Genomic DNA, 25,672 nt, shown 5'->3' on the forward strand with positions numbered 1-25,672 from the left:
GCCTGCCATGCAAGCGGACATCTTCTGCCGGGTCGTCGACAACTACGGCGACATCGGCGTGTGCTGGCGCCTGGCGCGCCAGCTTGCGCGCGATTTCCACTGGGATGTCCGCCTGTGGGTCGATGACCTGGCCAGTTTCGCGCACATCCAGCCCGGCATCGTGCCGGGCGCCGCGCGCCAGCAACTGGCAGGCGTCGACATCGTGCACTGGCGGGAAACGCCCGACGCCGCGCTGCAGGCGCGCGACGTCGTGATCGAAGCGTTCGCGTGCGACCCGCCCGAGGCATTCATCGCGTCCATGCGCCGCACCCATCCCGTCTGGATCAACCTGGAATACCTGAGCGCCGAAGCCTGGGTCGAAAGCTGCCACGGCCTGCCGTCGCAGCGGCCGGACGGTCTGGTGAAGCACTTTTTCTTCCCCGGCTTCACTGCCGCCACCGGCGGCCTGCTGCGCGAGCCGGCCCTGGCCGCGGAACGCGAAGCGCTGCAAGGGTCGGCCGGCTTGCAGGAGGCCTTCCTGCGATCGGCCGGGGTGCCGGACGATGCGCTGGCCCTGCGGCGCGATGGCGCCCGTACCGTGTCCCTGTTCTGCTACCCGTCCGCGCCGGCGGGTGAACTGGCGCAGGCGTTGGCGGCCGATGCGCGTCCGACCGTGCTGCTGGTTCCGCAAGGCGTCGCGCCGGCGCTGGAAGCCGCCTGCCAGACTGCAGGATCGCCACGCGTCGTCCGCCTGCCCTTTCTTGCCCAGCCCGATTACGACCGCCTGCTGTGGTGCGCCGACCTCAATTTCGTGCGCGGCGAAGATTCCTTCGTGCGCGCCGCCTGGGCCGCGCGCCCGCTGGTCTGGCAGATCTATCCGCAGGACGAAAACGTCCATCTGGAAAAACTCGAGGCCTGGCTGGCGCGCTATCCGGCCCCCGAGTCCGCTCACGCGCTGATCCGCGCCTGGAACCAGTCCGAACCAGGCCGCACGGCCCCGGCCATCACGGCCGCGCTGGCGCCCGACGCCTGGCCGGCATGGGTGGACGCGGCGCACGCCTGGAACGCCAGCCAGTCCGCGCTACCCGGTCTGGCGGAAAATCTGGCCGCATTTTGCGCAGAGTTGGCCAAGAAACGCTAGAATAGAGAGTTTTCTGAGTCGCCCTGAATGTGTCGGGCCTCAACTATGACGCCTCCCGGGGTGTGCAAAAGCCTGATGCGGCTTATGCAAGCACGGCGAGTGCACCCATCACCCCCGGAGTTTTATCGATGAAAACCGCTCAGGAATTGCGAGTCGGCAACGTGGTCATGGTCGGCAAGGATCCCCTCGTGGTCCAGAAGGCCGAATACAACAAGTCGGGCCGTAACGCCGCCGTCGTCAAGCTGAAGTTCAAGAACCTGCTGACCGCCTCGGCCAGCGAATCGGTCTACAAGGCCGACGAAAAGTTCGAAGTCGTTCAACTGGATCGCAAGGAATGCACGTATTCCTACTTCGGCGACCCGATGTACGTCTTCATGGACGAAGAGTACAACCAGTACGAAATCGAAGCCGAAAGCATGGGCGACGCCCTGAACTACCTGGAAGAAGCGATGCCCGTGGAAGTGGTCTTCTACGACGGCCGCGCCATCTCGGTTGAACTGCCCACCACGCTCGTGCGCGAAATCACCTACACCGAACCCGCCGTCCGTGGCGATACGTCGGGCAAGGTGACCAAGCCGGCCAAGATCAACACCGGCTACGAACTGAACGTGCCGCTGTTCTGCGCCATCGGCGACAAGATCGAAATCGACACCCGCACGAACGAATACCGCAGCCGCGTCAACAACTGATCCGGCCCAGCGTCAAAAAAGCCAGACCTCGCGGTCTGGCTTTTTTTATTACTGCAGCCGTTCGTCGTCCAGGAAGTCGGGCACGGCCATGACTTCAATGCCGTCTTCGGCGAGGGCTGCGCGTTCTTCGACGGTGGCGGTGCCGCGGATCGGGCGGTCGTCGGCATCGCCTTCGTGGATGCGGCGCGCTTCTTCGGCAAAGCGCGGGCCGACGTTTTCAGTGCTGCGCACCAGCGCCCGGACCTGACGCATGACGGCGGCCTGCAGGGCGGCCATCTTTTCGGCGTCGGACGCGCCGGGCGGCACCAGGGGCTGAGCGGCAGGCGCATGCAGGTGCGCGACGTTCAGGCGGGGCGCGGACAGGCGCTTGGTGATGGTGGCCGACCCGCAGACCGGACACGTGACGAGGCCACGCGCCTGCTGCGCATCGTAGTCTTCGTGCGAACCGAACCAGCCTTCAAAAATGTGGCTGTGGTCGCACTCGAGGTCAAAAACTTTCAGTGCCATGGCGGGTATATGGAGTTCCGCACGCAGAATACAAGATTTGATCGGCCAGCGCTGCAAGACGTCCCCACTTCTGTCGGGACGCCTTGATGACCGGATCAGGCCGCTTCGGGCGGCCCGAAGTGCAGGCGCGGCACCGCGGCCAAGAGGCGGCGGGTGACTTCCTGGCGCGGCGCCAGCAACACCGCCTCGGCCTGTCCCAGTTCGACGATGCGGCCCTTGTCCATGACCGCGATGCGATCCGCCAGGTATTCGACCACCCCGAAATTGTGGGTGATGAACAGATAGGCGATGCCCAGTTCGGCCTGCAGTTCGCGCAGCAGGTCCAGGATCTGTGCCTGCACCGACACGTCCAGCGCCGATGTGGGCTCGTCGCAGATCAGCACCTTGGGTTCGACGGCCAGCGCGCGGGCAATCGCGATGCGCTGGCGCTGCCCGCCCGAGAACTCGTGCGGATAACGCGTCAGCGTGTTGGCCGGCAACCCGACCCGCTCGATGAGCTGCGCGGCGTGCTTCTCGCGGTCCGGACGGCTCATGCCGCGCTTGAGCGACGCCAGCCCCTCGTCCAGGATCTCGCCGATGCGCATGCGCGGGTCCAGCGACGCATACGGGTCCTGGAACACGATCTGGATGTCCTGGCGCAGGCGCTGCAACTGGCGCCGGTCGGCGGTCAGCAGGTCCTGGCCTTGCAGCATGGCGCGGCCCGACACCCGCGCGCCGTCGATCAGCCGCAGCAGCGCCTTGCCGGTGGTGGTCTTGCCGCAGCCGGACTCGCCCAGCAGGGCCAGGGTTTCGCCCGCGCGCAAGGTGAAGGTCACGCCGTCCACGGCCTTGACCCACGACACGATGCGGCGCAGCGGCCCCTTGCGCACCGGGTAATGAACTTTCAGGTCCTGCACGTCCAGCACCACGCCGCCGGCCTTGGCCGGTTCGCCCCGCGCGCGCTCCTGCGCGGCCGCGGCGCGACCGTGTTCGGTCAGCGGCACGCCGCGCTTGTCGAACGTGGGGATGGCTTCGAAGAGCTGTTTGGCGTAGGGATGACGCGGCGCGCGGAAGAATTCCTCGGCGCTGGCGCTCTCGACGATCTCGCCGCCGCGCATCAAGGCGACGTGGTGCGCCACGTTCTTGACCACGGCCAGGTCATGCGTGATTAGCAGCACGGCCATGCCCATTTCCTGCTGGATGGTGGCCAGCAGGTCCAGCACCTGCGCCTGCACCGTCACGTCCAGCGCAGTGGTGGGCTCGTCCGCGATCAGCAGCAGCGGCTCGGCCGCCAGTGCGATGGCGATCATGACGCGCTGCTTCTGGCCGCCGGAAAACTGGAAGGGATAGTCGTCGATGCGGCGCTCGGGCTCGGGGATGCCGACCCGGCGCAGCCAGTCGATGGCCCGCGCGCGCGCAGCCGCCCCGCGCAGGGGCGTGTGCGCGGTCAGCGTTTCGATGATCTGGTCGCCCACCCGCATGACCGGATTCAGGCTGGTGGCGGGTTCCTGGAAGATGATGCCGATGCGTCCGCCGCGCACGCCGCGCATGGCGCTCTCGGGCAGGCGGTTGAGGTCTTCGCCGTCCAGGTCGATCTGCCCGCCCACGATGCGTCCGGCATCCGGCAGCAGCCGCAAAAGCGCCAGCGCGGTCATGCTCTTGCCGCAGCCCGATTCGCCCACCAGCGCGAAGGTCTCGCGTTGGGAGATGGCCAGCGCCAGGCGCTTGACCGCGTGGGTGATGCCGGCTTCGCCCGCGACGTCGACATCCAGGCCCTGCACGGTCAGCAAAGGGGTGCCTTCGCTCATGGCGCCTCCCCGGTCTTGGAGGCGCGGCCGTCGGCCGCCAGCATGGCTTCCGGACGGCGGCCCATAAAGCCCAGGCGCGCGAGGCGGCTGGGCTTGTAGCGGCGCGTGCGCGGATCGAAGGCATCGCGCACCGCGTCCGCAAACAGGTTGGCGGCCAGCACCAGCGCCAGCATGAAGATGAAAGCGGTCATCAGGTTCCACCAGATCATGGGATCGCGCGACATTTCCAGCCGCGCGCCGTCGATCATCGAGCCGAAGGAATTCATGCTGGGATCCACGCCGATGCCCAGATAGGACAGCACGGCTTCATACAGAACGAGCCCCGAGAATTCCAGCACCACGGTGATCAGCACCAGATGCGCGACGTTGGGCAGCAGGTGGCGCGTCATGACGCGCCAGTGCGAAACCCCAAACGCGCGCGCGGCCTGCACGTATTCCAGCTCGCGCAGCTTGAGGGTCTCGGCGCGCAGCAGGCGGCACAGCCCCGCCCAGCCCGTCAGCCCAAGAATCATGCACAAGAGGAACAGCCGAAGGTCGGCGCGCGCGGCGGACGTGTCGAAGAGATCGGAATGGTTGTCTATGTAGACCTGCATCATCAGCGCGCAGGCGGCCACCAGCAGCACGCCGGGAATCGACGTGATGGTGGTGTAGAGGTATTGGATGGCGTCGTCGACCTTGCCCTTGAAATACCCGGCCGCGATGCCGAAGACGATGGCGGGCGGCAGCATCGCCAGCGTGGTGAGGCTGCCGATGACGAGCGCCGTGCGGATGCTTTTCAGCGCCTGCCACAGCACGTCGTTGCCGATGCGGTCGGTGCCCAGCGCGTGGTAGCCGCTGGACAGGCCGGCCAGCGCGCCCACGGCCAGGCACAACAGCGCAAAGGTGATCGTCATGGCGCGCCACGGGATGTCGGCCCGGCCGGCCAGCAGTTCCTCGGCGGCGTGGGACGCCGACCCGGTGGCGCGCGCCAGGCACGCGAACAAGAGGACCGCGCCCGCCAGCGCCACGGCCAGCCCGGCGGCCAGGCCCCAACCCAGCCGCATGGCGATGTCGCCCCCGCGTTCCTTCTCCGGATCGGTCAGGTGCAGCGCGGCGCCGCGCAGCCGCGGAAAGTCGCGCACCGGCTTGTCGTCGATCAGCATGGTCTCTTTGGTGAACTGATGCGCGGCCAGCGGCTCGGAATAGGTTTTTTCGGGGCGGGTCAGCACGGTGCCGGCCAACAGGCCGTCCAGCGCCGACCGCACCGCCGGCGCATACACCGGCGGGGCATCGGCGGCCGCGCCCGGCGCGGGCGGCAGCAGCGGACGGTAGTGCACGGAATCCAGCAGGCCGATCACCGAAAACGCGACCAGAATGACGGCCGAGCACATGGCGGGGGTATCGCGCGCCACGCGTGCCCAGGTGGCGCGCAGGTTGGGACTGCGGCGCACGTGCCACACATAGGCCAGCGCGCCGGCCACCATCAGCCACAGCGCGATATCGGTCCAGAGAAAGACGAACTTGGGCATGGCGGCTACTCGAAACGCACGCGGGGATCGGCCAGCGTGTAGGAAATGTCGGCCAGGATCAGTCCCACGATGTACAGGGCCGCGCCCAGGAACACCATGGCGCGCACGATCGAGAAATCCTGCGCATTGATGGCGTCGATGGTGTAGCTGCCCAGGCCGGGAATGCCGAAGAACGACTCGGCGATCAGGCTGCCCATGAACAGCAGCGGCAGCGCGGCGACGGTGCTGGTCAGGATGGGCAGCATCGCGTTGCGCAGCACATGGCGGAACAGCACCACGCGTTCGGCCAGCCCCTTGGAACGCGCGGTGCGCACGTAATCCTTGCCGATTTCTTCAAGAAACAGCGTGCGGTAAAAGCGCGCCTCCGGCCCCAACCGCGAGACGATCGCCACCAGCACCGGCAGCGCCAGGAACTTGATCACGTCCAGGCCGCCCGAATAGCCCGAGAACGGCACCAGCCGCAAGAGCTTGGCGAACAGCCATTGGCCCGCAATGATGTAGAACAGGCTGGATATCGACAGCAGCATCACGCACAGCACGACGCCCCAGAAATCCAGCCGCGTCGCCCGAAAGTACACCAGCGTGAGCGAAAACACGATGCTGGCGAACAGGCCCAGAAAGAACGTGGGCACCGCCAGCGCCAGGCTGGGCCCCATGCGCGTCTTGATCTCGCGGCCGATGTCGCGGCCGCCGTCGGAGGCGCCAAAGTCCATGACCAGCAGCGGCACCGAGCGCCGGTAGAACACCGTGTCCGTCAACTGTGCCGTGCCCTGGGCCTGGGCATTGAAGAAGAGCGGCTTGTCGTAGCCGCGCTCGGCCTTCCATTTTTCGACGGCGTCCTGGCTGACACGCTGTCCGCCGATGGCCAGCCGCGCCATGTCGTCCGGCGTGTTCACGGCGAAGAACAGGATGAAGGTAAAGAGATTGACGCCGATCAGAATCAGCACGCCATACAGCAGCCGGCGGATCACATAGCCGATCATGATTGATGCTCCTTGCGTTCGGGCGGCACGAATGCCGTCTGGCGTTCACGCCGCTTGAGCGCCACGTACGAAGGCCAGATCGCCAGCGCCAGCAGCAGAATGAAAACGCCGATGGGCCACCAGATGGGCGAATTCCATTCGTCGATCTTCTGCTGGCGCAAGGCCGGATCGATCTTCATGTACTGCAGCGTGTTGCGCACCATCTGCGTGGGCTTGGCGTTGCCGACCCACTGCTGGTAGGCCCCGCCCGACATCGGGAAGTAGCCGAACATCCACGGCGCATCGCGCTGGACGACGGCGATCATCTGGGCGATCAGTTCGGCCTTTTCGGGGCCGTCGTCCAGGAATTTCATCTGCTCGAACAGTTTGTCGAACTCGGGGCTGGCGTAGTTGGCCGCGTTTTCGCCGCCGCCCTTGGCCTTGGCGTTCGGGCCGTAGAGCAGGAAGAGGAAGTTTTCGGCGTCGGGGTAGTCGGCGTTCCAGCCCCACAGGAAGATCTGCGCGGCGCCGCGCAGCATCTTGTCCTGGAAGCGGTTGTAGTCGGTGGCGCGCACGTCGAGCTGCACGCCGATCTTGGCCAATTGGCGCCGCATCCAGTCGAACTGCGGGTTGGACCCGCCGCCGCTCATCGAGTCGAAATACAGCACCAGCGGCGCGCCCGTCTGCGCGTTGCGGCCATCGGGGTAGCCCGCCTCGGCCAGCAGCCGCTTGGCCACGTCGATGGACTTGCGCACGGGCTTGCCATCGACCAGGTCATACACCACCGGATTGATGCCTTCGGGCGGGTCGCGATAGCCCAGCACGCCGGGCGGCACCGGGCCGTATGCGACGGACGCCTGGCTGTTCTCGAACACGGCCACGTATTCTTCCCAGTCGAAGGCAATGCTGATCGCCTGGCGCAGCTTGCGGTTGCGCTCCTGTTGTTCGGGCGTGTCGCCCTTGCCCACCACCGGATCCAGCCAGTTAAACCCCATGTACCAGTTCGCGGTCTCGACCGTGGTGGGCAGCTTGATGCCGTGTTCCTGATATTTGCGGGCCTTGTCCTGGCTGTCGCCGGCCGCCACCAGCATCGCCACGCCGTATTCGCCGCGCTCGATCTGCGGCACGTCGTAATAGCCCTGCATGAACTTGCCGGTCAGCGGAATGGCTTCTTTTTCGACGCTGAACTCGGCGCGGTCGATGAAGGGCGTGGGCTTGCCGCAGTCTGCCAGCAGGCCGGCGGCCTTGTCGCCGGGCTCGCCTTCGCAGGGATAGGGCTCGCCGTGGTAATTGGGGTTGCGGCCCAGCACGTGGCGGCGGTTCTGCAGCGACTCGACCAGCATGTACGGGCCGGTGCCGACCGGCCAGGTATTCAGCGACAGGTCGTGCGCGGCCATGCCGGGCTGACTGTAGAAGCGGTCCGCCTCCCAAGGAATGGGCGCGGTGAAGGTCATGGCCAGCCAGTATTTGAACTGCGGATACTTGCCATCGACGCGAATGCGCAGCGTGTGGTCATCCAGCGCCTCGACGCCCGTAAAGCCGTCGTCCTCCCGCAGATCCAGCCACGGCAGCGTGCCGCTGCCGCCCGGCACGTCGCGCCGCAGATCCTGGTCGCGCTGGCGCAGCCGGTCGCCGTAGTCCTTCAGGCCCTGCACGTGCTCGGCCATGAGCGAATAGATGGGCGACACGACCCGCGGGCTGGCCAGGCGCCGGAAGGCATAGGCGTAGTCGTGGGCCGTGAGCTCGCGGGTGCCCGTAAGGGGGAAATCGGGGATGTAGAACTTGTCGTCCAGTTCGCCCGGGGCGAGCGGATAGTAGGCGTAGCTGCCATCCTGCTTGCGGGCAAAGGCCGGGTGCGGCGCAAAGCGTATGCCGGGACGGATCTTGATGTCGTAGACGCTTTGCGCGATCTGCTCGCCGGGCGCGTCCTCGGGCAGCGGGTTGCCCGCCTTGTCCAGGTAGACCGGCGGATCGATCGACGCCGCCGCGCGCGGCACCAGCTCGTAGGGCCGCTTCAGGTAGTGATACCCGTAAAGCGGCTCATAGATGTTGTAGGTGTAGGGCGTCTCGTCGCCGGAATAGGAGCTGGCCGGGTCCAGGTATTTGGGCGAGCGTTTGACGAAAGCGGAATACAGCGTGTTCTGGCTTTCGGCGCCGGATGGATAGGGGCTGTTGATGGGGCTTTCCTGCGAGCAGCCCGCCAACGCCAGCGACAGCAGCATGGCCGACGCCCAGAGCCGCTTCAGTACACCCATGGAAACCTTCCCGTCGTTTCGTAGCGACAGAGGATAGCAAATGGGGGGCCCGGGAAGTACCCCGGCATCCCCCTAGGGACGAAATGCGGGGGTGGCGGCCTTCAGCCGCACTGGCGCTGGCGCCAGCAGTCGTAGCGCCACTTCCAGGGCTGCACGGGGTCCGGACGCGCCCACAGCCCGCGGCCAGCCGCCTTGGCCTGGCGCTGCAGGTCCGGCATGGCCTTGTCGCGCAGGTAATCGCCCTTGCGGGCCGTGTAGGCCCAGGCGTAGCCGGCTTCGACCTGCACGCGGTTGGCCGAGCGGCCGTCGGCCAGGATCAGCGCGCAGACATCGCGGCCATATTGGTCCTGCTCGTAGCACTGCGCCGTGAGCGTCTTGCCGGCCACCAGATCTGCCAGGTGCTTGCGCGACGCCTCGGCGTCGGGCTGGCCGGGCTGGTCCGTGCCATGGCCTTCCTCCGGCGCGTCGATGCTGTCCATCCGGATACGCCGCTGGCCGTCAGGCGCGCGCAGCGTCACGGTGTCGCCGTCCGCCACGTTCACAATCGTGCCGGTCAGCGTGAAGCTCCCCGGTGGCACACCACCCGCAGGCGCCACGGCCGACGGTTTGCCTGCGGCCGGCGCCGAGGGCTTGCCGCTTGCCGTCGGCCCCGGGCGCTGCGGCGCCGAATCCTGCGGTTCAAGCCAGTTCACGATGGCACCCGCCACCGCCAGAACCAGGGCAACGACAAGGGCGGTCAGCTTGCTGCCGCCACGAAAGGGAGATTTGGGGCGCATCACAACCAGCCGGACTTGCGGAACCGCCAGTACAGCACCGAGCAAATGGACGCGATGACGCCCAGCGTGATCGGATACCCCCACGGAGACTTCAGTTCGGGCATGAATTCGAAGTTCATGCCGTAGATGCCGGCGATGGCGGTAGGCACGGCCAGGATGGCGGCCCAGGAGGCCAGTTTGCGCGTGGTGTCGTTCTGCGCCGCCTGCCCGATCATCAGGCTGGCTTCAAAGGCGAACGCCAGCGACTCGCGCAGTGAATTGAACAGTTCATCCACCCGCAACACCCGGTCGGCCACTTCGCCGAAGTAGGGCCGCGCGTGCTCGTCGACGGCGGACATTTCGACCCGCGCCAGCCGGCGGCAGATCTCGGCCAGCGGCGAGACCACCGTATGGATGCGCAGCAGGTCGCGGCGTTGACGGTACAGCCTGCGGATATCCGAGTCCTTGGCGCCGCGGATCAGGAGCTTTTGCTCCGCGCCTTCGACGACGCTCTCGATCTTGACGGCCGCCGAGACATAACGGTCCACCAGCCAATCCAGCAGTTCGGACGCCACATAATCGCTGCCGCGCTTGAGCAGGTCGGGCGAGGCCTCCAGGCGCTCGCGCAGCGGGCTGTGGCCCGCCGTGGCGCCGCGCCGCACCGTGACCAGAAAGCCGTCGCCGATCAGGAACTGCGTCTCGCCAAAGATGGGACGTTCAGCCTCGACCTCGACCGTGATGGCGACGATCAGGATCATGTTGCCGTAGTCGATGATCTTGGGACGCCGGTGGGTTTCCAACATCTCTTCCTGGTTCTTGTCGCAGGCGCCCAGTTCGCGCGCCACCTTGGCAAGCGTTTCGGGGCTGGGGTTGCGCAGGCCGATCCACAACATGCTCTGACCCTGGCGCTGGGCGACGTACTGGCCGGCTTCTGCAAGGGGGACCTCGCGGTCCCGCCGTCCGTTCACGTAGGCGATCGATGCCACGACCTCGCCCTTGGGCGCGTCGGCGGCTTGTGCTTCAGTAGACATAGACTTCCTCGGACAAATCGATCCCTGCCGCGCAGCGTGTGGTTATCGGCCGATGATAGCCCAGCCCGCTGACGGGCCGCTGGCTCAGAAAAGGCTGCGCACCCGCTTGGCCACGTCGATGCGCGGGGCCTGCGGCTCGCGCGGCTCGGCCCGTCCGGGCGGCAGGTCGGGCAGCTTGGGCAGGTGATCAAAGAGCGGCAGCATCGCATTGGTGATGAACCGCGTGCGCGAGCCATAAACGTGCCGGTCGCCCATGCCCGTCTGCTGGTGCACGTAAAAGCGCTGCGGCACGACGAGTTGAAGCCGTTCCTTGGCCCGCGTCATGGCCACGTATAGCAGCCGGCGCTCTTCCTCGATCTCTTCGGCGGTGCCCGTGCTCATGTCCGACGGAATGCAGCCATCCACGACGTTCAGCACATACACCGCCTTCCATTCCTGGCCCTTGGCCGAATGGATGGTGGACAGGATCATGTAGTCCTCGTCGCGCAGCGGCGCGCCAGATTCATCACTGGTGGCGTCGGGCGGGTCCAGCGTCAGCTCGGTCAGGAAGCGCTCGCGCGACGGGTAGCCCGACGCGATGCGCACCAGCTGGTCCAGGTCGGTCTTGCGCACGCGCGCATCGTCGTACAGGCGCTCGAGCTGGCCGTTGTACCAGCGCAGCGCCAGGTCCACGTCGGCCGGCCACTTCAGGGTGGGGTCGCACAACGCGGCGTAGGTGTCTGCAAAAGCGCCCCACTCTTCCTGGGCCGCCGCGCCGGGCTTGAATTCGCGCAGCGTGCGCAGCGGCTCGGCCGAGGCGGACATGGCGTCCATCAGCTTGCCCGCCGTCGCCGGCCCGATGCCCGGCATCAGCTGCGCAACCCGGAAACCCGCCATGCGTCCGCGCGGATTCTCGGCCCATCGCAGGATCGACAGTAGATCCTTCACGTGCGCCGCTTCCAGAAAGCGCAGCCCGCCGAATTTGACGAACGGAATGTTGCGGCGGGTCAGCTCCAGTTCCAGCGCGGCGCTGTGGCTGGCCGTGCGAAACAGCGCCGCCTGCGACTTGAGCGTCGCGCCGCCCTCGCGCTGCGCAAGCACCTGGTCAGCCACCCAACGCGCCTGGCCGGCTTCGTCGCTGACCGTCACCAGCTCGGGCATCTGCGAGGACTTGCGATCGGTCCAGAGGTCCTTGGCATAGCGTTCGGTCGCCTGCGCGATCACCGCGTTCGAGGCGTTCAGGATGGGTTGCGAGGACCGGTAGTTGCGGTCCAGCGTGATGACGCGCGCAGGCGTTGGAAAGAGATTCGGAAAGTCCAGGATGTTGCGCACCGTGGCCGCGCGGAACGAATAGATGGACTGCGCGTCGTCGCCCACCACCGTCAAGCCCCGGCCGTCCGGTTTCATGGCCAGGAGGATTGCCGATTGCAGCCGGTTCGTGTCCTGGTATTCGTCAACCAGCACGTGATCGAATCGCGCACCCACGTCGGCCGCGATTTCCTCGTCCGACATCATCTCGGACCAGTACAGCAGCAGGTCGTCGTAGTCCAGCACCTGCTGATCCTGCTTGGCCGCGACGTACGCGCGGAACAGGTTCTTGAGCTCGTCCTCCCATTGGGCGCACCACGGAAACGAGGTCTTGAGCACGTCGCCCACGGGCGTCTGGCTGTTGACCACGCGCGAATAGATCGCCAGGCATGTCCCTTTGAGCGGAAAGCGCGATTTGGTGGAGGACAGGCCAAGTTCATGGCGCACCATGCCCATCAGGTCCTCGGCATCGCCGCGGTCGTGGATGGTGAAGGCCTCGGACAACCCGATGCGCTGGGCGCAGTCGCGCAAGAGCCGCGCGCCGATCGCATGGAAGGTGCCCGCCCACGGCAGCGACGGCGCCTGCTGCGACGCACGCAAGTTCATCACCCGCTGCAGCACCGATCCCACGCGCCGCTCCATTTCCAGCGCCGCGCGGCGCGAAAACGTCAGCAGCAGCATGCGCTGGGGGTCCGCCCCGTTCAGGATCAGGTGGGCCACGCGATGCGCAAGCGTGTTGGTCTTGCCCGACCCTGCCCCCGCGATGACCAGCAATGGGCCATCGTTGCCGGGCGCGCCGGCCACGCCGAATTCGGCCGCTTCGCGCTGGGCGGGATTCAGGTCGGCCAACGGATCGGGCCGCTCGGCAGCTCGCGCGGCGGCGCTGTCGTTGTCGGGAGTATGCGAAAGAGGATCTTGGTCTGGCATGTCGCGGAGCCGCAGCGCTGCGGCCGCAAAAAGGAAGGAGCCAAGGCTGGCTCCGGATGAACACTGTATATTTATACAGAATTTTTGCGAATCCGTCTGAACCGCCCCGGCGCCATGCCCGATTTCCCCCGCATCCTGACCGGCACCGCCTCCTGGACCGACCCCACCCTGCTGGCCTGCGGCCGCTTTTATCCGCCCGACGCCCGCAGCGCCGAATCCCGGCTGCGCTTTTACGCGTCGCGCTTTTCGCTGGCCGAGGTCGACTCCAGCTTCTACGCGATGCCCACGCCCGACAACGCGCACCGGTGGGCCACCCGCACGCCGGACAATTTCGTCTTCAACATCAAGGCCTTCCGGCTGTTTACCGGCCACCAGACGCCGCTCGCCGCCCTGCCCGGCGACATCCAGCGCGAATTGGCCGACTGGCCGGATCCGGTCATCTACCACGACCGAATGCCCGCCGACCTGCGCGACGAACTCTGGCGGCGCTACCAGTTGGCCATCGAGCCCTTGCGGATGCCGGGCAAGCTGGGTGCGGTGCATTTCCAGTTTCCGCCCTGGATACGGCGGGACGCCCGGGGCATGGCGCGCGTGGCCGACTGCGCGCGGCGCATGGAGGAACACCTGGTGTCCGTGGAATTCCGCCACCGCAGCTGGTTCGAGACCGCCAGCGCGACGGCGAACACGCTGGCCTTCGAGCGCGATCTGGGCGTGGTGCACACCGTCGTGGACGCGCCGCAAGGCTTTGACAACACGGTGCCTGCGGTCTGGGAAAGCACCCATCCGGACCTGACGCTGCTGCGCCTGCACGGGCGCAACGCGGCTACCTGGAACGCCTCGGGCGCCGCGTCGTCGGGAAGGTTCCAGTACGAGTACTCGGAAGCGGAACTGGCCGAACTGGTCGCCCGCTTCACCCGGCTGGCCTCGCAATCGGGACAGGCCCACGCGGTGTTCAACACCAACTTCGAAGACCAGGGCATGCGCAACGCCGCCGCCTTCGCCTCGGCGCTGACGCTGCCGGGCGTGTAAACGGGTATCAGGCTCCCGCCTTGGCGGCAGGCCGCGCCAAGGGCCGCGCCACTTCGGCCAGACTCTCCAGCAGCACCTCGAACTTGCGTGCGATGTCGTGCTCCGGCACGCAGGCGTAGCCCAGCAACAGCCCCGGCCGGCGTCCTTCGTCGTTTACGTAGTAGCGCGATAGCGCCCGCGTCAGCACGCCCTTGCTGCGGGCCACCTCGACCACGCGCAGGTCGTCCATGTCGGGCGGCAGGGTCAGCACCAGATGCAGGCCGGCCATGCTGGCGTCGCGATGCAGCCAGTCCGGTCCCAGCCGCCGCTCGATCAGGTTCACGAGCATGGCGCGGCGGCGGCCGTACAGCATGCGCATGCGGCGGATGTGCGCCGCGTAATGGCCTTCGGAAATGAACGTTGCCAGCGCCGCGTGCGTCATCAGGTGACCCTCGCGGTACAGCTCCGCGTGCGCGGCCTGGAATGCCGCGGTCAGCGGCTTGGGCAGCACCAGATAGCCCACGCGCAGACCGGGATACAGCGTCTTGCTGAACGTGCCCATGTAGATCACCGGCGCATCGGACTCCAGGCCCAGCAGCGACGCGATCGGCCTGCCCGAGAAGCGGAATTCGCTGTCGTAGTCGTCTTCGATGATCCAGCTGCCGCATTGCCGCGCCACCGCCAGCAGTTGCCGCCGGCGGGCCAGCGACATGACCGGCCCCAGCGGATACTGGTGCGAAGGCGTGACGAAGATGAACCGCGGCGGCGTGCCCACGGTGTCTGGCAGCCGCATGCCTTCTTCGTCCACGGGCAGGTGCACCGTGCGCAGTCCGTTGGCCTGCAGGATGGTGCGCGCGCCCCAGTAGCCGGGGTCCTCGACCCAAGCCGTTTCGCCCGCCTCGCCCAGGATGCGCGTGGTCAGGTCGATGGCCTGGTGCGAGCCTTCGGTGATGATGATCTGTTCGGGATCGCAGTCGATCGACCGGGTCAACGCCAGGTGCTGCGCCAGCGCCTCGCGCAGCGCCGGCAGCCCGCCGCCGTAGGAATACGTCAGCAGGTCCGGCGCGGGGTTGCGCCATAGCGCGCTGAAGATGCGGCCAAACTTCTTGTGCGGAAACTCGGTCAGGTCGGGCACCCCCGGCATGAACGCCCCCCACTGGTAGGGCGAGGCCGACACGCCATCGACGATGGCCGCGCCGCGCGGCGACAGCGAGGGACGCGAAGCCGCCTCGTGCGCCTGGCGCGCGCGGCGGCCGCTGGCCAGATAGGAGTCCGGCACCGACGCATTGACGAAAGTGCCATTGCCCTGCCGGCTGCGGGTATAGCCCTCGGCGAGCAGCTGGCTGTAGACGTGCACGACCGTGTTGCGTGCAATGCCCAGCTCAGCCGCCAAGTCCCGCGTGGCGGGCAGGCGCGAGTCCGCGGCTATGGATCCATCCAGGATGGCTTCACGGATGCCGCGGTAGAGCCGCTTGTTCATGGGCTCGCTGGCGCCATCGGCCAGGCGCAGCAGCAGCAAGTCACCGACGATGGACCGCAATTGGTTCTACCTGAATTATTAAAGTGGTTCCCACAAGTGGGGCCATCGTAGCATTAAATAAGTGCTTTACCGCCCATCACTCTCATCGAGACCGAGATGAAGAATCAGGATCTGAATACCCGCCGTTCCCTGGCCACGCCCCGCGGCGTCGGCGTCATGTGCGACTTCTATGCCGTGCGCGCGGAAAACGCCACGCTGTGGGATGCCGAAGGCAAGGAATACATCGACTTCGCAGGCGGCATCGCCGTGCTGAACACGGGCCACCTGCACCCGAAGGTCAAGGCCGCGGTCGCCGCGCAGCTGGACAACTTCACGCACACGGCCTATCAGATCGTGCCGTACGAAGGCTACATCTCGCTCGCCGAGCGCATCAACCGCGTGGCCCCCATCGATGGCCTGAAGAAGACCGCCTTCTTCACGACCGGCGTCGAAGCCGTCGAGAACGCCGTGAAGATCGCACGCTCGGCCACCGGCCGCTCGGGCGTCATTGCCTTCTCCGGCTCGTTCCATGGCCGCACGATGCTGGGCATGGCGCTGACCGGCAAGGTCGCCCCCTACAAGCTGTCGTTCGGCCCCATGCCCGGCGACATCTATCACGTGCCGTTCCCCAACGCCACGCAATCGATCAGCGTGGCCGATTCGCTCAAGGCGCTGGACCTGCTGTTCAAGGTCGACATCGATCCGAAGCGCGTCGCGGCCATCATCATCGAGCCCGTGCAGGGCGAAGGCGGCTTCAACATCACGCCGCCCGAACTGATGACGGCGCTGCGCAAGGTCTGCGACGAGCACGGCATCTTGCTGATCGCCGACGAAGTCCAGACGGGCTTTGGCCGCACCGGCAAGCTGTTCGCGATGGAGCATCACACCGTGCAGGCCGACATCATCACGATGGCCAAGAGCCTGGGCGGCGGCTTCCCCATCTCCGGCATCGTCGGCCGCGCCGAGATCATGGACGGCCCTGCCGCGGGCGGCCTGGGCGGCACGTACGCCGGCAATCCGCTGGCCGTGGCCGCGGCGCACGCCGTGCTGGACGTCATCGCCGAGGAAAAGCTGTGCGAACGCGCCACCAAATTGGGCGACAAGCTGCGCGCCCACCTGGAAGGCCTGCGCGGCAAGGTGCCCGGCATCGCCGACGTGCGCGGCCTGGGTTCGATGGTCGCGCTGGAACTGAACGACGCGGCGGGCAAGCCCGACGCCGAAGCGGTCAAGCGCGTGCAGAAGCGCGCCCTCGACGCCGGCCTGATTTTGCTAAGCTGCGGTGTATACGGAAACGTCCTGCGCTTCCTGTATCCCTTGACCATTCCCGACGCCCAGTTCGCACGCGCGCTGGACATCCTGTCCGAGGCGCTTGCCGCTTGAGGCGCGAGCCCTGACTAACCGGTTATTCGGCCGGCGGGCATAACGATTGCGGGCGTAGCAGGTTCCCGGCTTGGATCTCAAGCCTGAACCCTGCCGCGCCCGTCGTCGCTTGGCCCGCCGCACCCATCAAGGAGACTCCCAAATGACAGCACTGTCCCATCCCCTCGCCCGTCCCGACCTGCTGCGCGACGCCTGCTACATCAACGGCAAGTGGGTTGGCGCCGGCGAAGGCGCATCGATCCCCGTCGACAATCCGTCCACCGGCAAGACCATCGTGTCGGTGCCCAAGCTGGGCCGCAAGGAAACCGAACAGGCCATCGCCAGCGCCCAGGCCGCGCTGCCCGCCTGGGCCGCCAAGACCGGCAAGGAACGCGCCGCGATCCTGCTGAAGTGGGCGCAACTGATGATGCAGAACCAGAAAGACCTGGCTGCCATCATGACGTCCGAACAGGGCAAGCCCGTCACCGAGGCGGCCGGCGAAATCGCCTACGCGGCCTCGTTCCTGGAGTGGTTTGCCGAGGAAGCCAAGCGCGTCGACGGCGACATCCTGCAAAGCCCCAAGGCCGGCCAACGCCTGATGGCGCTCAAGCAGCCCATCGGCGTCACCGCCGCGATCACGCCCTGGAACTTCCCGGCCGCGATGATCACCCGAAAGGCCGGCCCGGCCCTGGCCGCCGGCTGCACCATGATCGTCAAGCCCGCCCAGCAGACGCCGCTGACCGCGCTGGCGCTGGCCGTGCTGGCCGAAGAGGCCGGCGTGCCGGCCGGCGTCTTTCACGTCATCACCGGCAGCTCGCGCGACATCGGCGCGGCCCTGTGCGAAAGCGACGTGGTGCGCAAGCTGAGCTTCACCGGCTCGACTGAAGTCGGCCGCACGCTGATGGAGCAATGCGCGCCCACCATCAAGAAGCTGTCGCTCGAACTGGGCGGAAACGCGCCCTTCATCGTGTTCGACGACGCCGACCTGGACCGCGCGGTCGACGGCATTCTGGCCTCGAAGTACCGCAATGCCGGCCAGACCTGCGTGTGCGCCAACCGCATCTACGTGCAGGCCGGCGTGTACGAGGAAGTCGCCAAGCGCCTGGTCGACAAGGTCAACGCCATGAAGGTGGGCGACGGCTTTGAAGACGGCGTGACGCAGGGTCCGCTGATCGACCGCAACGCGGTCGAGAAGGTGCAGGAGCACATCGCCGACGCCACCGCGCACGGCGCCAAGGTCATCGCGGGCGGCAAGCCGCACGCGAAGGGCGGCACGTTCTTCGAACCCACCGTGGTGCGCGACGTGACGCAATCGATGCGCTTTGCCAGCGAGGAAACCTTCGGGCCGGTCGCGCCGCTGTTCCGCTTCGAGTCCGAGGACGAAGTCATCGGCATGGCCAACGACACCATCTTCGGCCTGGCCGCGTACTTCTTCACGCGCGACTATGCCCGCATCTGGCGCGTGTCCGAAGCGCTGGAATACGGCATCGTCGGCATCAACACCGGCCTCATCTCCAACGAGGTCGGCCCGTTCGGCGGCGTCAAGCAGTCGGGCCTTGGCCGCGAAGGCTCCAAGTACGGCATCGAAGAGTACCTGGAGATCAAGTACCTCTGCGTCGACCTCGGCGCATGAAATCAGGCGCGCGCGGCGGCCCGCCGCGCGCGCCTGTCGACCGCGTGGCCGATGTGCGCGCCGTGTTCATTCCGATACCATCCAGGCGTGTTAGATTTGCGCGTTCCCTGGAAGAGTCCGTATGAGCAGAACCTTCACCCTTGAGGACACCCGCAGGCTGGCGGCCATCCTGGCGGAAACCGCGCAGGCGGAAGTCATGCCGCGGTTTCGCAACCTGCCAGAAGGCGCCGTGCGCGGCAAGACCTCCCCGCGCGATCTGGTCACCGACGCCGACGAGGCCGCCGAACGCCTGATCGCCGCGCGACTGGCCAAGCTGCATCCCGGCGCCGTGCTGATCGGCGAAGAAGCCTCGGCGCGCAATCCCGCCCTCTTGAACATGCTGGTCGACGCCGACCTCGCATTCCTCATCGACCCCATCGACGGCACGCGCAACTACGTCGCGGGCCTGCCGCTGTTCGGCATGATGATCGCGGCCTGCCATCGCGGCGACGTGATCGCTGGCGTGATCTACGACCCGGTCAGCCGCGACAGCGCGCTGGCGGTGCGCGGCGAAGGCGCCTGGCTGGAATTCGAAAACGGCAAGCGGGCGCCGCTGGCGGTTGCCAGCCCCGCGCCCCCGCATGACATGGACGGCATGATCTCCACCGGCGCCCTGCCCGAGCCGCTGCGTACCACCGTCAATGGCAACCTCTCGCAGCTGGGCAGCACAGCCTCGCTGCGCTGCGCCGCGCACGAATACCGCATGCTTGCCGCGGGCCATTGCCATGTGGCGCTGTACAACCAGCTGACCGCGTGGGATCACGCTGCCGGCTGGCTGCTGCATCGGGAAGCGGGCGGCTATGCGGCGCATTTCGACGGCTCGCCCTACAAGCCCACCCACCGCACGGGCGGATTGCTCTACGCCCCTGACGCCGGAAGCTGGCATGCGGCGCGCAAGGCGCTGCTGGGGGACGCATTGGAATCCATCGAGACTTGACAGCGCGCTTGAAACCACCCCGAAAAACTGGGGTTATCCCTAGGAGTTATCCCCAGTTCCTGTGGACAACCCTATGGAAAGGTCTGTAACCGGCCGAAAAAAGCGTTGCCGGGCAAGCACTTGCTTAGACCGCTCAAAAACCGGCCGACCCGCTTCTTCTTAAAGCGCTTCCAGCGCCACCGCGCAGGGCAGTTCCACTTTCAGGGTCAGCAGGCTGTCGGCGCGGGTGCGTCCCAGATTGATGGCGGCGATGGGCAAGCCGTTACGCGACGCGGCGGTGACGAAGCGATAGCCCGAATACACCATCAGGGACGAGCCCACCACCAGCACCGCGTCGGCGCTTTCCAGGCCCGCATTGGCGCGCTCCACGCGCTCGCGCGGGACCGTCTCGCCGAAGAACACCACGTCGGGCTTGACGATGCCGCCGCAGCGCGGACAGGGCGGCACCGCGAACCGCGAGAAGTCGTGGCCGTCCAGGTCGGCGTCGCCGTCGGGCGCATCGCTGGCCTCCAGCTGCATCCAGTCCGGATTCAGCGCGTGCAGTTTTTCCTGCCAGTCGTGGCGGCCGCCCCGCCAGTCGCAGTTCATGCAGCGCACGGCGTCCAGGCGGCCGTGCAGGTCCACGACATCGCGGCTGCCCGCGGCCTCGTGCAGGCCGTCCACGTTCTGGGTCACCAGGATGTCGACGTTGCCGCGCGCCTGCAGACGCGCCAGCGCCAGATGCGACGCGTTGGGCCGAACGTGCCCGAAGCGGCGCCAGCCCACCATGCTGCGCGCCCAATAGCGCGCGCGGGCCAGTTCGCCGCCCATGAACATCTGCAGCGTCATGGGCGGCTGGCGTTTCCATTCGCCTTCGGTGTCGCGATAGTCAGGGATGCCCGAGTCGGTGCTGACGCCGGCCCCGGTCAGGACGAAGAGCCGCGGATGGCGGTCGATGAAGCCGCGCAGCGCGGCCAGCTCCGGAACTGCTGTATCCAATCCTCGCTCCTCGAATTGACGCACCCGCGATGGCCACACCCGCGCGCCGCAGCTCGCGCCGCGCGAGCCGCGGCCCTCAGCCGCCCAGCCCGCAATCGGGCATGTCGCTGACCAGGCTTGCCTGCGTCACATTGCTGCCCGGCGGCACGCTGCGCGTGAGCCACACATTGCCGCCAATGGTCGATCCCTTGCCGATCGTCACGCGGCCCAGGATCGTGGCGCCCGCGTAGATCACGACATCGTCCTCGATCAGCGGGTGGCGCGCCAGGCCCTTCTTGAGTTCGCCGTTTTCGCCAGGCGGGAAGCGCTTGGCGCCCAGCGTGACCATCTGGTAGAGCCGCACGCGGTCGCCAATGATGGCGGTTTCGCCAATCACGACGCCCGTGCCGTGGTCGATGAAAAAGCTGCGGCCGATGGTCGCGCCCGGATGAATGTCGATGCCGGTGTCGGCGTGAGCGATCTCGGCCACGATACGCGCCAGCATCGGCACGCCCAGGCGATACAGGACATTGGCAAGACGATGATGGATCATTGCCGCCACGCCGGGATAGCACAGCAGCACTTCGTCCACGTTGTGCGCGGCCGGGTCGCCCTGATAGGCGGCCATCACATCCAGGTCGAGCGCGGCGCGCACGGCCGGCAGTTGGGCGCCGAACTGGCGCACGATCTCCGTGGCACGCTGTTGCGTGTCGGCCTGCAGGGCTGGGTCATGCCGGCCTTCGTATTGCAGTTCCAGACAGACCTGATGCAGCAGCGCATCGAGCGCGGCGCCAATGGTGTGGCCGACGTAGAAGTCCTCGACTTCCTCGCGCAGGTCGATGGGACCCAGGCGCATCGGGAACAAGGCGCCACAGAGATCCTTGACGATCTGGCGCAGGCTCTCTTGAGAAGGGAACTCGCGCAACCCGGCATCGTCGCGCAGGCGGCCGCGCGGGCCGCGCCAGGCGACGCGGGCCTCACGCAGGCCGGACACGATGCCGTCCAGGTTCCAGTGCGCGGTGGGGAAATGGGTGGGGCCGCTCATTGCCGGACTCCGGACAGGGAGCCGGCGGTTCCGGCAGTCGGATGAATAACGAACATGGGTTTGCCTCGCTGACGGTGCGAAGCCCCCGGGGCAAGGCTCCGGGCAATGCTGCTTCGCAATAATTCCGTCAACTGTAACCGCTCTGGCGCGCAGGCCGAAAGTCATCCGATATGGCGTTGGGGTTATGCCGTTGCCGGCTCGACCTCGTAGCCCTGCGGATTGCCCTGCTGCCAGCGCCACCCGTCCGCGCACATGGCGTCCACGCCGTGCGTGCTGGACCAGCCCAACAGCGACGCCGCCAGCGCCGGATCGGCCCACATGCGCTCGACATCGCCCGGCCGCCGCGGCAGGACGCGCAGCGGAATCTTGCAGCCATTGACACGCTCGAACGCGTGGACCAGTTCCATCACGCTGGTGCCCTGCCCCGTTCCCAGGTTGACCGCCACGAACCCCGGATGGGTTTCCGCATAGGTCAGCGCCTGCACATGGCCGCGCGCCAGATCCATGACGTGCAGGTAATCGCGCACGCCGGTGCCGTCGGGCGTGTCGTAGTCGTCGCCGAACACGCGCAAAAACGGCTGGCGCCCCACCGCCACCTGCGTGATGAACGGAAAGAGATTGTTGGGCAGGTCGCGCGGGCTCTCGCCGATCAATCCGCTGGGATGCGCGCCGATGGGATTGAAGTAGCGCAGCGTGACGGCGCTGAAGGCGGGATCGGCCACGCAGACGTCCTTCAGCATTTCCTCGACCATCAGCTTGGTGCGGCCATACGGATTGGCCGGCGCCAGCGGATGGGCCTCGGTGAACGGCAGGTATTGCGGTTCGCCGTACACCGTGGCCGACGAGCTGAACACCAGCCGCGACACGCCCGCCTCACGCATGGTGCGCAAGAGAACGAGCGAACCCTGCACGTTGTTGTCGTAATACTTGAGCGGGTTCGCCACCGATTCGCCCACCGCCTTGCACCCGGCCAGGTGCAGCACCGACTGCACGGGCATGCCGCGTGCCGCCGCCTGCGCCAGCACGCCGGCCACCAGCCCGGGCGAACGGATGTCGCCTTCGACCAGCGGGATCGGCGTGCCGCAAAGCTGCTCCACGCGGCGCACGGCCTCGCGGCTGCCGTTGCTGAAGTTGTCCAGCACCAGCGGCCGCAGGCCGGCGGCGATCATCGCCACCAGCGTGTGGGTGCCGATATACCCTGCGCCGCCCGTCACCAGCACGTGCGTGTCCGGCATGTCGATGCTCCGTCAGAGATGGGCCGCCATGCCCGGCACCCACGCATGGCGGGGACGCGGGGCCTGCGCATGGCTGCGGTAGCGGTCGATCCAGTACGACGTGGAGGCATCATGGCCCCAGTCGACCACGCCCGCCGACACCGGCACCGCCAGCTCGCGCTCGATGCCGCTGGCAAGCCGCTTGCCCAGTTCCACGCCGTACTGGTCGAAGGGGTTGATGCCCCAGACCACGCTCTGCACGAACACCTTGTGCTCGTACAGGGCCAGCAGCGCGCCCAGGCTGCGCGGATCGAGCTGGCGCAGGACGATCAGCGTCGACGGCCGGCCGCCCGGATGCACCATGTGCTGCGCCAACGTCAGCGCGCGCTCCTGGTTGTCGATGTGCGCCACGTCCAGCATCGCCTGCTCCAGGCTCTTGCCGCGCAACAGCGCCTGGCGCTGCGCGAGGCAGTTGGCCAGCAGCATGCGATGCGCATCGGGGCTGTCGGCATGCCCTTGCAGGCTGGCGATGAAGTCGACCGGCGCGCCTTCCTCGCTTTGATGCAGCCACTGGAAGAACGTGTGCTGGCCGTCGGTGCCCGGCATGCCCCAGATGATGGGGGCCGTCGGCACGCCGACTGCCGAGCCATCGCCCGCGACCCGCTTGCCCAGCGATTCCATCTCCAGCTGCTGCAGATAGGTCACCAGGTGCAAGAGGCGCCCGCTATAGGCCGCGACGTTCAGCGAGTTGAATCCCAGCACGCTGCAATTGACCAGCCCGGCCAGCGCCAGTTGCACCGGCGCGTTGGCTGCGAACGGCGTCTGCAGGAAATGCTGGTCCATCGCCTCGGCGCCCGCGCGCATGCCGATCAGCACGTCCACGCCCACCGTCAGCGCGATCGACAAGCCGGCGACCGACCAGACGGAATAGCGCCCGCCCACCCAGTCGCACATCTTGAAGACCTGGCTGGACGGCACGCCCAGCGCGCGCGCGGCCGGCGCATTGGCGGTGACCGCCGCCAGATGGTCGGACACGTCGGCCACCCCGCCCTGCTTGAGCCATGCAATGGCGGCGCGGGCGTTGTGCAGCGTTTCCGTCGTGGTGAAGGATTTGGACGACACCACCACCAGCGTGCGGCGCGGGTCCAGCCCGGCCACGGCGTCATGGAACGCATGGCCGCAGATGTTGGAGACAAAGCGGATCTGCCGGCGCTGCAGCGGTCCGCCGAAGGCCTGCACCGCCAGGCGCGGGCCCCAGTCGCTGCCGCCGATGCCGATGTGCAGGACGGTGGAGAAGTCCGCCGTCTGGTCCACGCGCCGCACAAAGTCGGTCATGCGCGAATACTCGCAGACGGAATCCGCGTCCTGCCCTTCGGGCTGTTCGCGCGTGCGTCCCGCGCGCAGCGCGGTATGCCATGCCGCGCGGTTTTCAGTCCAGTTGACCGGTTCCCCGGCAAACAGCGCGCGGCGCGCCTCTTCCAGTCCGCGCGCCTGCAGCAGCGCCATGCCGGCGCCGTCCAGCGACGGCGACTGGCGCTGCATGGTCAGGTCCACGCACAAGCCTGCCGCCTCGATCACCTTGAGCGCACTGGCGTCCAGTTCGGCGTTCTGCGCAGCCTGCGCGAAAGCCATCCACTCGGGGCTGTTTGCCAGTCCGGAGTCTGCCCTTAACGCCTCAATCGCCTGTTGAGCCTTTCCCATCGCGTGATGCTCCTTAGAACGGTAAACGAATGTGAGGTGCAATGCGCTTGAACGCCTTGCGAAAGTCCTCCTCGATACGAGCCAGCGCGGCCACGTTGTCTCCTTCGAACCGGAGTACCACCGTTGGCGTGGTGTTGGACGGTCGCGCAAGGCCGAAGCCATCCGCGTAATCCACACGGATCCCGTCGAGCTCGTTGATCGACACTGCGCCGGGGAACTCCCCTTGATCGCGCAGCGCCTGCACAAGCTCGACGCCTTCCGTGGTCTCCAGTTTCAATTCGGGGGTGGCGCAGGACTGCGGCAAGCTTTCCAGCAAAGCCGAGGGGTCCGGCGCCGACGAGAGGATTTCCAGCAGGCGGGCGGCGGCGTAGATACCGTCGTCAAAGCCATACCAGCGCTCCTTGAAGAAAATGTGGCCGCTCATCTCTCCAGCAAGTAGCGCTCCCGACTCCCGCATCTTGGCCTTTATCAGGGAATGCCCTGTCTTCCACATGGTCGCCTTGCCGCCCGCCTCGGTGATGGCGCGGGCCACATGGCGGCTGCATTTCACGTCGTAGATCACCTCGGCGCCCGGGTTGCGCGCCAGCACGTCGCGGGCGAACAGGATCAGCTGGCGATCCGGCCAGATGATCTGTCCCGATTTTGTGACCACGCCCAGCCGGTCGCCGTCGCCGTCGAACGCCAGGCCCACCTCGCAATCCGAATAGCGCAGGCAATAGATCAGGTCCTGCAGGTTGTGGGGATCGGCCGGATCCGGGTGATGCCCCGGAAAAGAGCCATCCACTTCGCAGAACAGTTCGGTGACCTCGCAGCCAAGCGCCCGAAATAGCCCCGGCGCCACCGCGCCCGCCACGCCACTGCCGCAATCGATGGCGATCTTCATGGGCCGCGCCATGCGGATGTCGCCCACCAGGCGCGCCGCGTAGCACGGGGTGATCTGCATCTGCGTGCGCCCGCCCGCCACGGGCGCCGAATCGATCGGCTGGCGCATCGCATCGCGCAGCGCCGTCAGCCCGTCGCCGTACAACGAACCGCCCTCCATCACGATCTTGAAGCCGTTGTGCGTGGGCGGGTTATGGCTGCCCGTCACCGCAATGCCGGTGCCGGTGTCCATCAGCCGGGTCGTGAAATACACCATCGGCGTGGTCGCCATGCCGATATCGATGACGTGCATGCCCGCCGAACGCAGCCCCGCCTGCAACGCCGCGGACAGTTCGACGCTGCTCAGCCTGCCATCGCGGCCCACCACGATCGACCGCACGCCCTGCTCGTGGGCCTTGGCGCCCACCGCCATCCCCAGGCTGTGGGCAAACCTTGCATCCAATTCGTCCGGTACTGTTCCCCGTATGTCGTAGGCCTTGAAAACCGCATCCAGAATCTGCGGCGTGTCCCAGCCAAAAGTTCCGTGCATGCCAGTTTCTCCGGGTGGCGT

20 protein-coding genes are annotated in these 25,672 nt (G+C 67.0%); 6 read left to right on the forward strand and 14 right to left on the reverse strand.

What is annotated here, in order from left to right; all coding sequences use genetic code 11:
- The first annotated feature begins 7 nt into the window (after positions 1–7).
- Positions 8–1,120, forward strand: coding sequence for an elongation factor P maturation arginine rhamnosyltransferase EarP (gene earP, locus QEP15_RS16690; protein ID WP_152384948.1), 1,113 nt, complete (start codon positions 8–10; stop codon positions 1,118–1,120).
- A gap of 128 nt (positions 1,121–1,248) precedes the next feature.
- Positions 1,249–1,809 (forward strand): elongation factor P, encoded by a 561-nt coding sequence (gene efp / locus QEP15_RS16695; protein ID WP_006225610.1) that lies wholly within the window; start codon positions 1,249–1,251, stop codon positions 1,807–1,809.
- 48 nt (positions 1,810–1,857) lie between these two features.
- Here the strand turns inward: efp and QEP15_RS16700 are convergent, their stop codons facing one another.
- The 8 genes from QEP15_RS16700 to QEP15_RS16735 form a co-directional block, all read right to left on the reverse strand.
- Complete coding sequence (locus tag QEP15_RS16700; RefSeq protein WP_152384950.1) at positions 1,858–2,316, reverse strand: DUF1178 family protein; 459 nt, start codon at positions 2,314–2,316, stop codon at positions 1,858–1,860.
- 95 nt (positions 2,317–2,411) lie between these two features.
- Entirely contained in the window at positions 2,412–4,103 is a 1,692-nt protein-coding gene (locus QEP15_RS16705) for an ABC transporter ATP-binding protein (protein WP_152384951.1), read from the reverse strand.
- The gene (locus QEP15_RS16710) at positions 4,100–5,611 is read right to left on the reverse strand and encodes an ABC transporter permease (protein ID WP_152384952.1); all 1,512 of its coding nucleotides are present in this window, start codon (positions 5,609–5,611) and stop codon (positions 4,100–4,102) included. The genes QEP15_RS16705 and QEP15_RS16710 overlap by 4 nt, the downstream gene beginning before the upstream one ends.
- A gap of 5 nt (positions 5,612–5,616) precedes the next feature.
- Positions 5,617–6,594, reverse strand: a complete 978-nt coding sequence (locus QEP15_RS16715; RefSeq protein ID WP_056323758.1) for an ABC transporter permease — start codon at positions 6,592–6,594, stop codon at positions 5,617–5,619.
- A complete protein-coding gene (locus tag QEP15_RS16720) occupies positions 6,591–8,828 on the reverse strand; it encodes an ABC transporter substrate-binding protein (protein WP_056323755.1) in 2,238 nt (745 codons plus the stop codon). Before QEP15_RS16720 ends, QEP15_RS16715 begins: the two co-directional genes overlap by 4 nt.
- Positions 8,829–8,929: 101 nt before the next feature.
- Positions 8,930–9,607 carry a thermonuclease family protein gene (locus QEP15_RS16725; protein WP_180098308.1) on the reverse strand — a complete coding sequence of 226 codons (678 nt, stop codon included), beginning with the start codon at positions 9,605–9,607 and terminating at the stop codon, positions 8,930–8,932.
- Entirely contained in the window at positions 9,604–10,614 is a 1,011-nt protein-coding gene (locus tag QEP15_RS16730) for a magnesium and cobalt transport protein CorA (protein ID WP_152384954.1), read from the reverse strand. Before QEP15_RS16730 ends, QEP15_RS16725 begins: the two co-directional genes overlap by 4 nt.
- Positions 10,615–10,698: 84 nt before the next feature.
- The gene (locus QEP15_RS16735; RefSeq protein WP_280147747.1) at positions 10,699–12,828 is read right to left on the reverse strand and encodes an ATP-dependent helicase; all 2,130 of its coding nucleotides are present in this window, start codon (positions 12,826–12,828) and stop codon (positions 10,699–10,701) included.
- A 114-nt stretch (positions 12,829–12,942) separates the two neighbouring features.
- Between QEP15_RS16735 and QEP15_RS16740 the strand changes: the two genes are divergently transcribed.
- Entirely contained in the window at positions 12,943–13,857 is a 915-nt protein-coding gene (locus QEP15_RS16740; protein ID WP_280147748.1) for a DUF72 domain-containing protein, read from the forward strand.
- A gap of 7 nt (positions 13,858–13,864) precedes the next feature.
- On the opposite strand, the gene pdxR is transcribed toward QEP15_RS16740, so the two are convergent.
- Complete coding sequence (pdxR, locus tag QEP15_RS16745) at positions 13,865–15,376, reverse strand: MocR-like pyridoxine biosynthesis transcription factor PdxR (protein ID WP_425285958.1); 1,512 nt, start codon at positions 15,374–15,376, stop codon at positions 13,865–13,867.
- 96 nt (positions 15,377–15,472) lie between these two features.
- On the opposite strand from pdxR, the gene QEP15_RS16750 reads away from it, so the two are divergent.
- The 3 genes from QEP15_RS16750 to QEP15_RS16760 all read left to right on the forward strand — a co-directional run bounded on the left by QEP15_RS16750 (position 15,473) and on the right by QEP15_RS16760 (position 19,323).
- Complete coding sequence (locus QEP15_RS16750) at positions 15,473–16,735, forward strand: 4-aminobutyrate--2-oxoglutarate transaminase (protein ID WP_175155892.1); 1,263 nt, start codon at positions 15,473–15,475, stop codon at positions 16,733–16,735.
- Positions 16,736–16,877: 142 nt separating this feature from the next.
- On the forward strand, positions 16,878–18,347 hold the full coding sequence (locus QEP15_RS16755; RefSeq protein ID WP_056323741.1) for an NAD-dependent succinate-semialdehyde dehydrogenase: 1,470 nt from the start codon (positions 16,878–16,880) through the stop codon (positions 18,345–18,347).
- A 121-nt stretch (positions 18,348–18,468) separates the two neighbouring features.
- Positions 18,469–19,323 carry an inositol monophosphatase family protein gene (locus tag QEP15_RS16760; RefSeq protein ID WP_056323738.1) on the forward strand — a complete coding sequence of 285 codons (855 nt, stop codon included), beginning with the start codon at positions 18,469–18,471 and terminating at the stop codon, positions 19,321–19,323.
- A 159-nt stretch (positions 19,324–19,482) separates the two neighbouring features.
- Here QEP15_RS16760 and QEP15_RS16765 read toward each other — a convergent pair whose 3' ends face one another.
- From QEP15_RS16765 to QEP15_RS16785, 5 genes are all read right to left on the reverse strand, one after another.
- Positions 19,483–20,301, reverse strand: a complete 819-nt coding sequence (locus QEP15_RS16765; RefSeq protein WP_175155893.1) for an NAD-dependent protein deacetylase — start codon at positions 20,299–20,301, stop codon at positions 19,483–19,485.
- A 76-nt stretch (positions 20,302–20,377) separates the two neighbouring features.
- Positions 20,378–21,325: a serine O-acetyltransferase EpsC gene (gene epsC, locus QEP15_RS16770; RefSeq protein WP_056323730.1), complete on the reverse strand. Its 948-nt coding sequence runs from the start codon at positions 21,323–21,325 to the stop codon at positions 20,378–20,380.
- A gap of 182 nt (positions 21,326–21,507) precedes the next feature.
- A complete protein-coding gene (gene galE, locus QEP15_RS16775) occupies positions 21,508–22,560 on the reverse strand; it encodes a UDP-glucose 4-epimerase GalE (RefSeq protein WP_056323728.1) in 1,053 nt (350 codons plus the stop codon).
- A gap of 12 nt (positions 22,561–22,572) precedes the next feature.
- Entirely contained in the window at positions 22,573–24,240 is a 1,668-nt protein-coding gene (gene pgi, locus QEP15_RS16780) for a glucose-6-phosphate isomerase (RefSeq protein WP_056323725.1), read from the reverse strand.
- A 13-nt stretch (positions 24,241–24,253) separates the two neighbouring features.
- On the reverse strand, positions 24,254–25,651 hold the full coding sequence (locus QEP15_RS16785) for a phosphomannomutase/phosphoglucomutase (RefSeq protein WP_152384959.1): 1,398 nt from the start codon (positions 25,649–25,651) through the stop codon (positions 24,254–24,256).
- Positions 25,652–25,672 lie beyond the last annotated feature (21 nt).

The sequence above is a fragment of the Achromobacter mucicolens genome (assembly GCF_029866465.1).
GTDB classification, from domain to species: Bacteria; Pseudomonadota; Gammaproteobacteria; order Burkholderiales; family Burkholderiaceae_B; genus Achromobacter; species Achromobacter mucicolens.

Bases quoted from the DNA above. Each gene is read 5' to 3' on its own strand.
- earP (WP_152384948.1), top strand. From the start codon at position 8: ATGCAAGCGGACATCTTCTGCCGGGTCGTCGACAACTACGGCGACATC.
- efp (WP_006225610.1), top strand. From the start codon at position 1,249: ATGAAAACCGCTCAGGAATTGCGAGTCGGCAACGTGGTCATGGTCGGC.
- QEP15_RS16700 (WP_152384950.1), bottom strand. From the start codon at position 2,316: ATGGCACTGAAAGTTTTTGACCTCGAGTGCGACCACAGCCACATTTTT.
- QEP15_RS16705 (WP_152384951.1), bottom strand. From the start codon at position 4,103: ATGAGCGAAGGCACCCCTTTGCTGACCGTGCAGGGCCTGGATGTCGAC.
- QEP15_RS16710 (WP_152384952.1), bottom strand. From the start codon at position 5,611: ATGCCCAAGTTCGTCTTTCTCTGGACCGATATCGCGCTGTGGCTGATG.
- QEP15_RS16715 (WP_056323758.1), bottom strand. From the start codon at position 6,594: ATGATCGGCTATGTGATCCGCCGGCTGCTGTATGGCGTGCTGATTCTG.
- QEP15_RS16720 (WP_056323755.1), bottom strand. From the start codon at position 8,828: ATGGGTGTACTGAAGCGGCTCTGGGCGTCGGCCATGCTGCTGTCGCTG.
- QEP15_RS16730 (WP_152384954.1), bottom strand. From the start codon at position 10,614: ATGTCTACTGAAGCACAAGCCGCCGACGCGCCCAAGGGCGAGGTCGTG.
- QEP15_RS16735 (WP_280147747.1), bottom strand. From the start codon at position 12,828: ATGCCAGACCAAGATCCTCTTTCGCATACTCCCGACAACGACAGCGCC.
- QEP15_RS16740 (WP_280147748.1), top strand. From the start codon at position 12,943: ATGCCCGATTTCCCCCGCATCCTGACCGGCACCGCCTCCTGGACCGAC.
- QEP15_RS16750 (WP_175155892.1), top strand. From the start codon at position 15,473: ATGAAGAATCAGGATCTGAATACCCGCCGTTCCCTGGCCACGCCCCGC.
- QEP15_RS16755 (WP_056323741.1), top strand. From the start codon at position 16,878: ATGACAGCACTGTCCCATCCCCTCGCCCGTCCCGACCTGCTGCGCGAC.
- QEP15_RS16760 (WP_056323738.1), top strand. From the start codon at position 18,469: ATGAGCAGAACCTTCACCCTTGAGGACACCCGCAGGCTGGCGGCCATC.
- epsC (WP_056323730.1), bottom strand. From the start codon at position 21,325: ATGAGCGGCCCCACCCATTTCCCCACCGCGCACTGGAACCTGGACGGC.
- galE (WP_056323728.1), bottom strand. From the start codon at position 22,560: ATGCCGGACACGCACGTGCTGGTGACGGGCGGCGCAGGGTATATCGGC.
- pgi (WP_056323725.1), bottom strand. From the start codon at position 24,240: ATGGGAAAGGCTCAACAGGCGATTGAGGCGTTAAGGGCAGACTCCGGA.
- QEP15_RS16785 (WP_152384959.1), bottom strand. From the start codon at position 25,651: ATGCACGGAACTTTTGGCTGGGACACGCCGCAGATTCTGGATGCGGTT.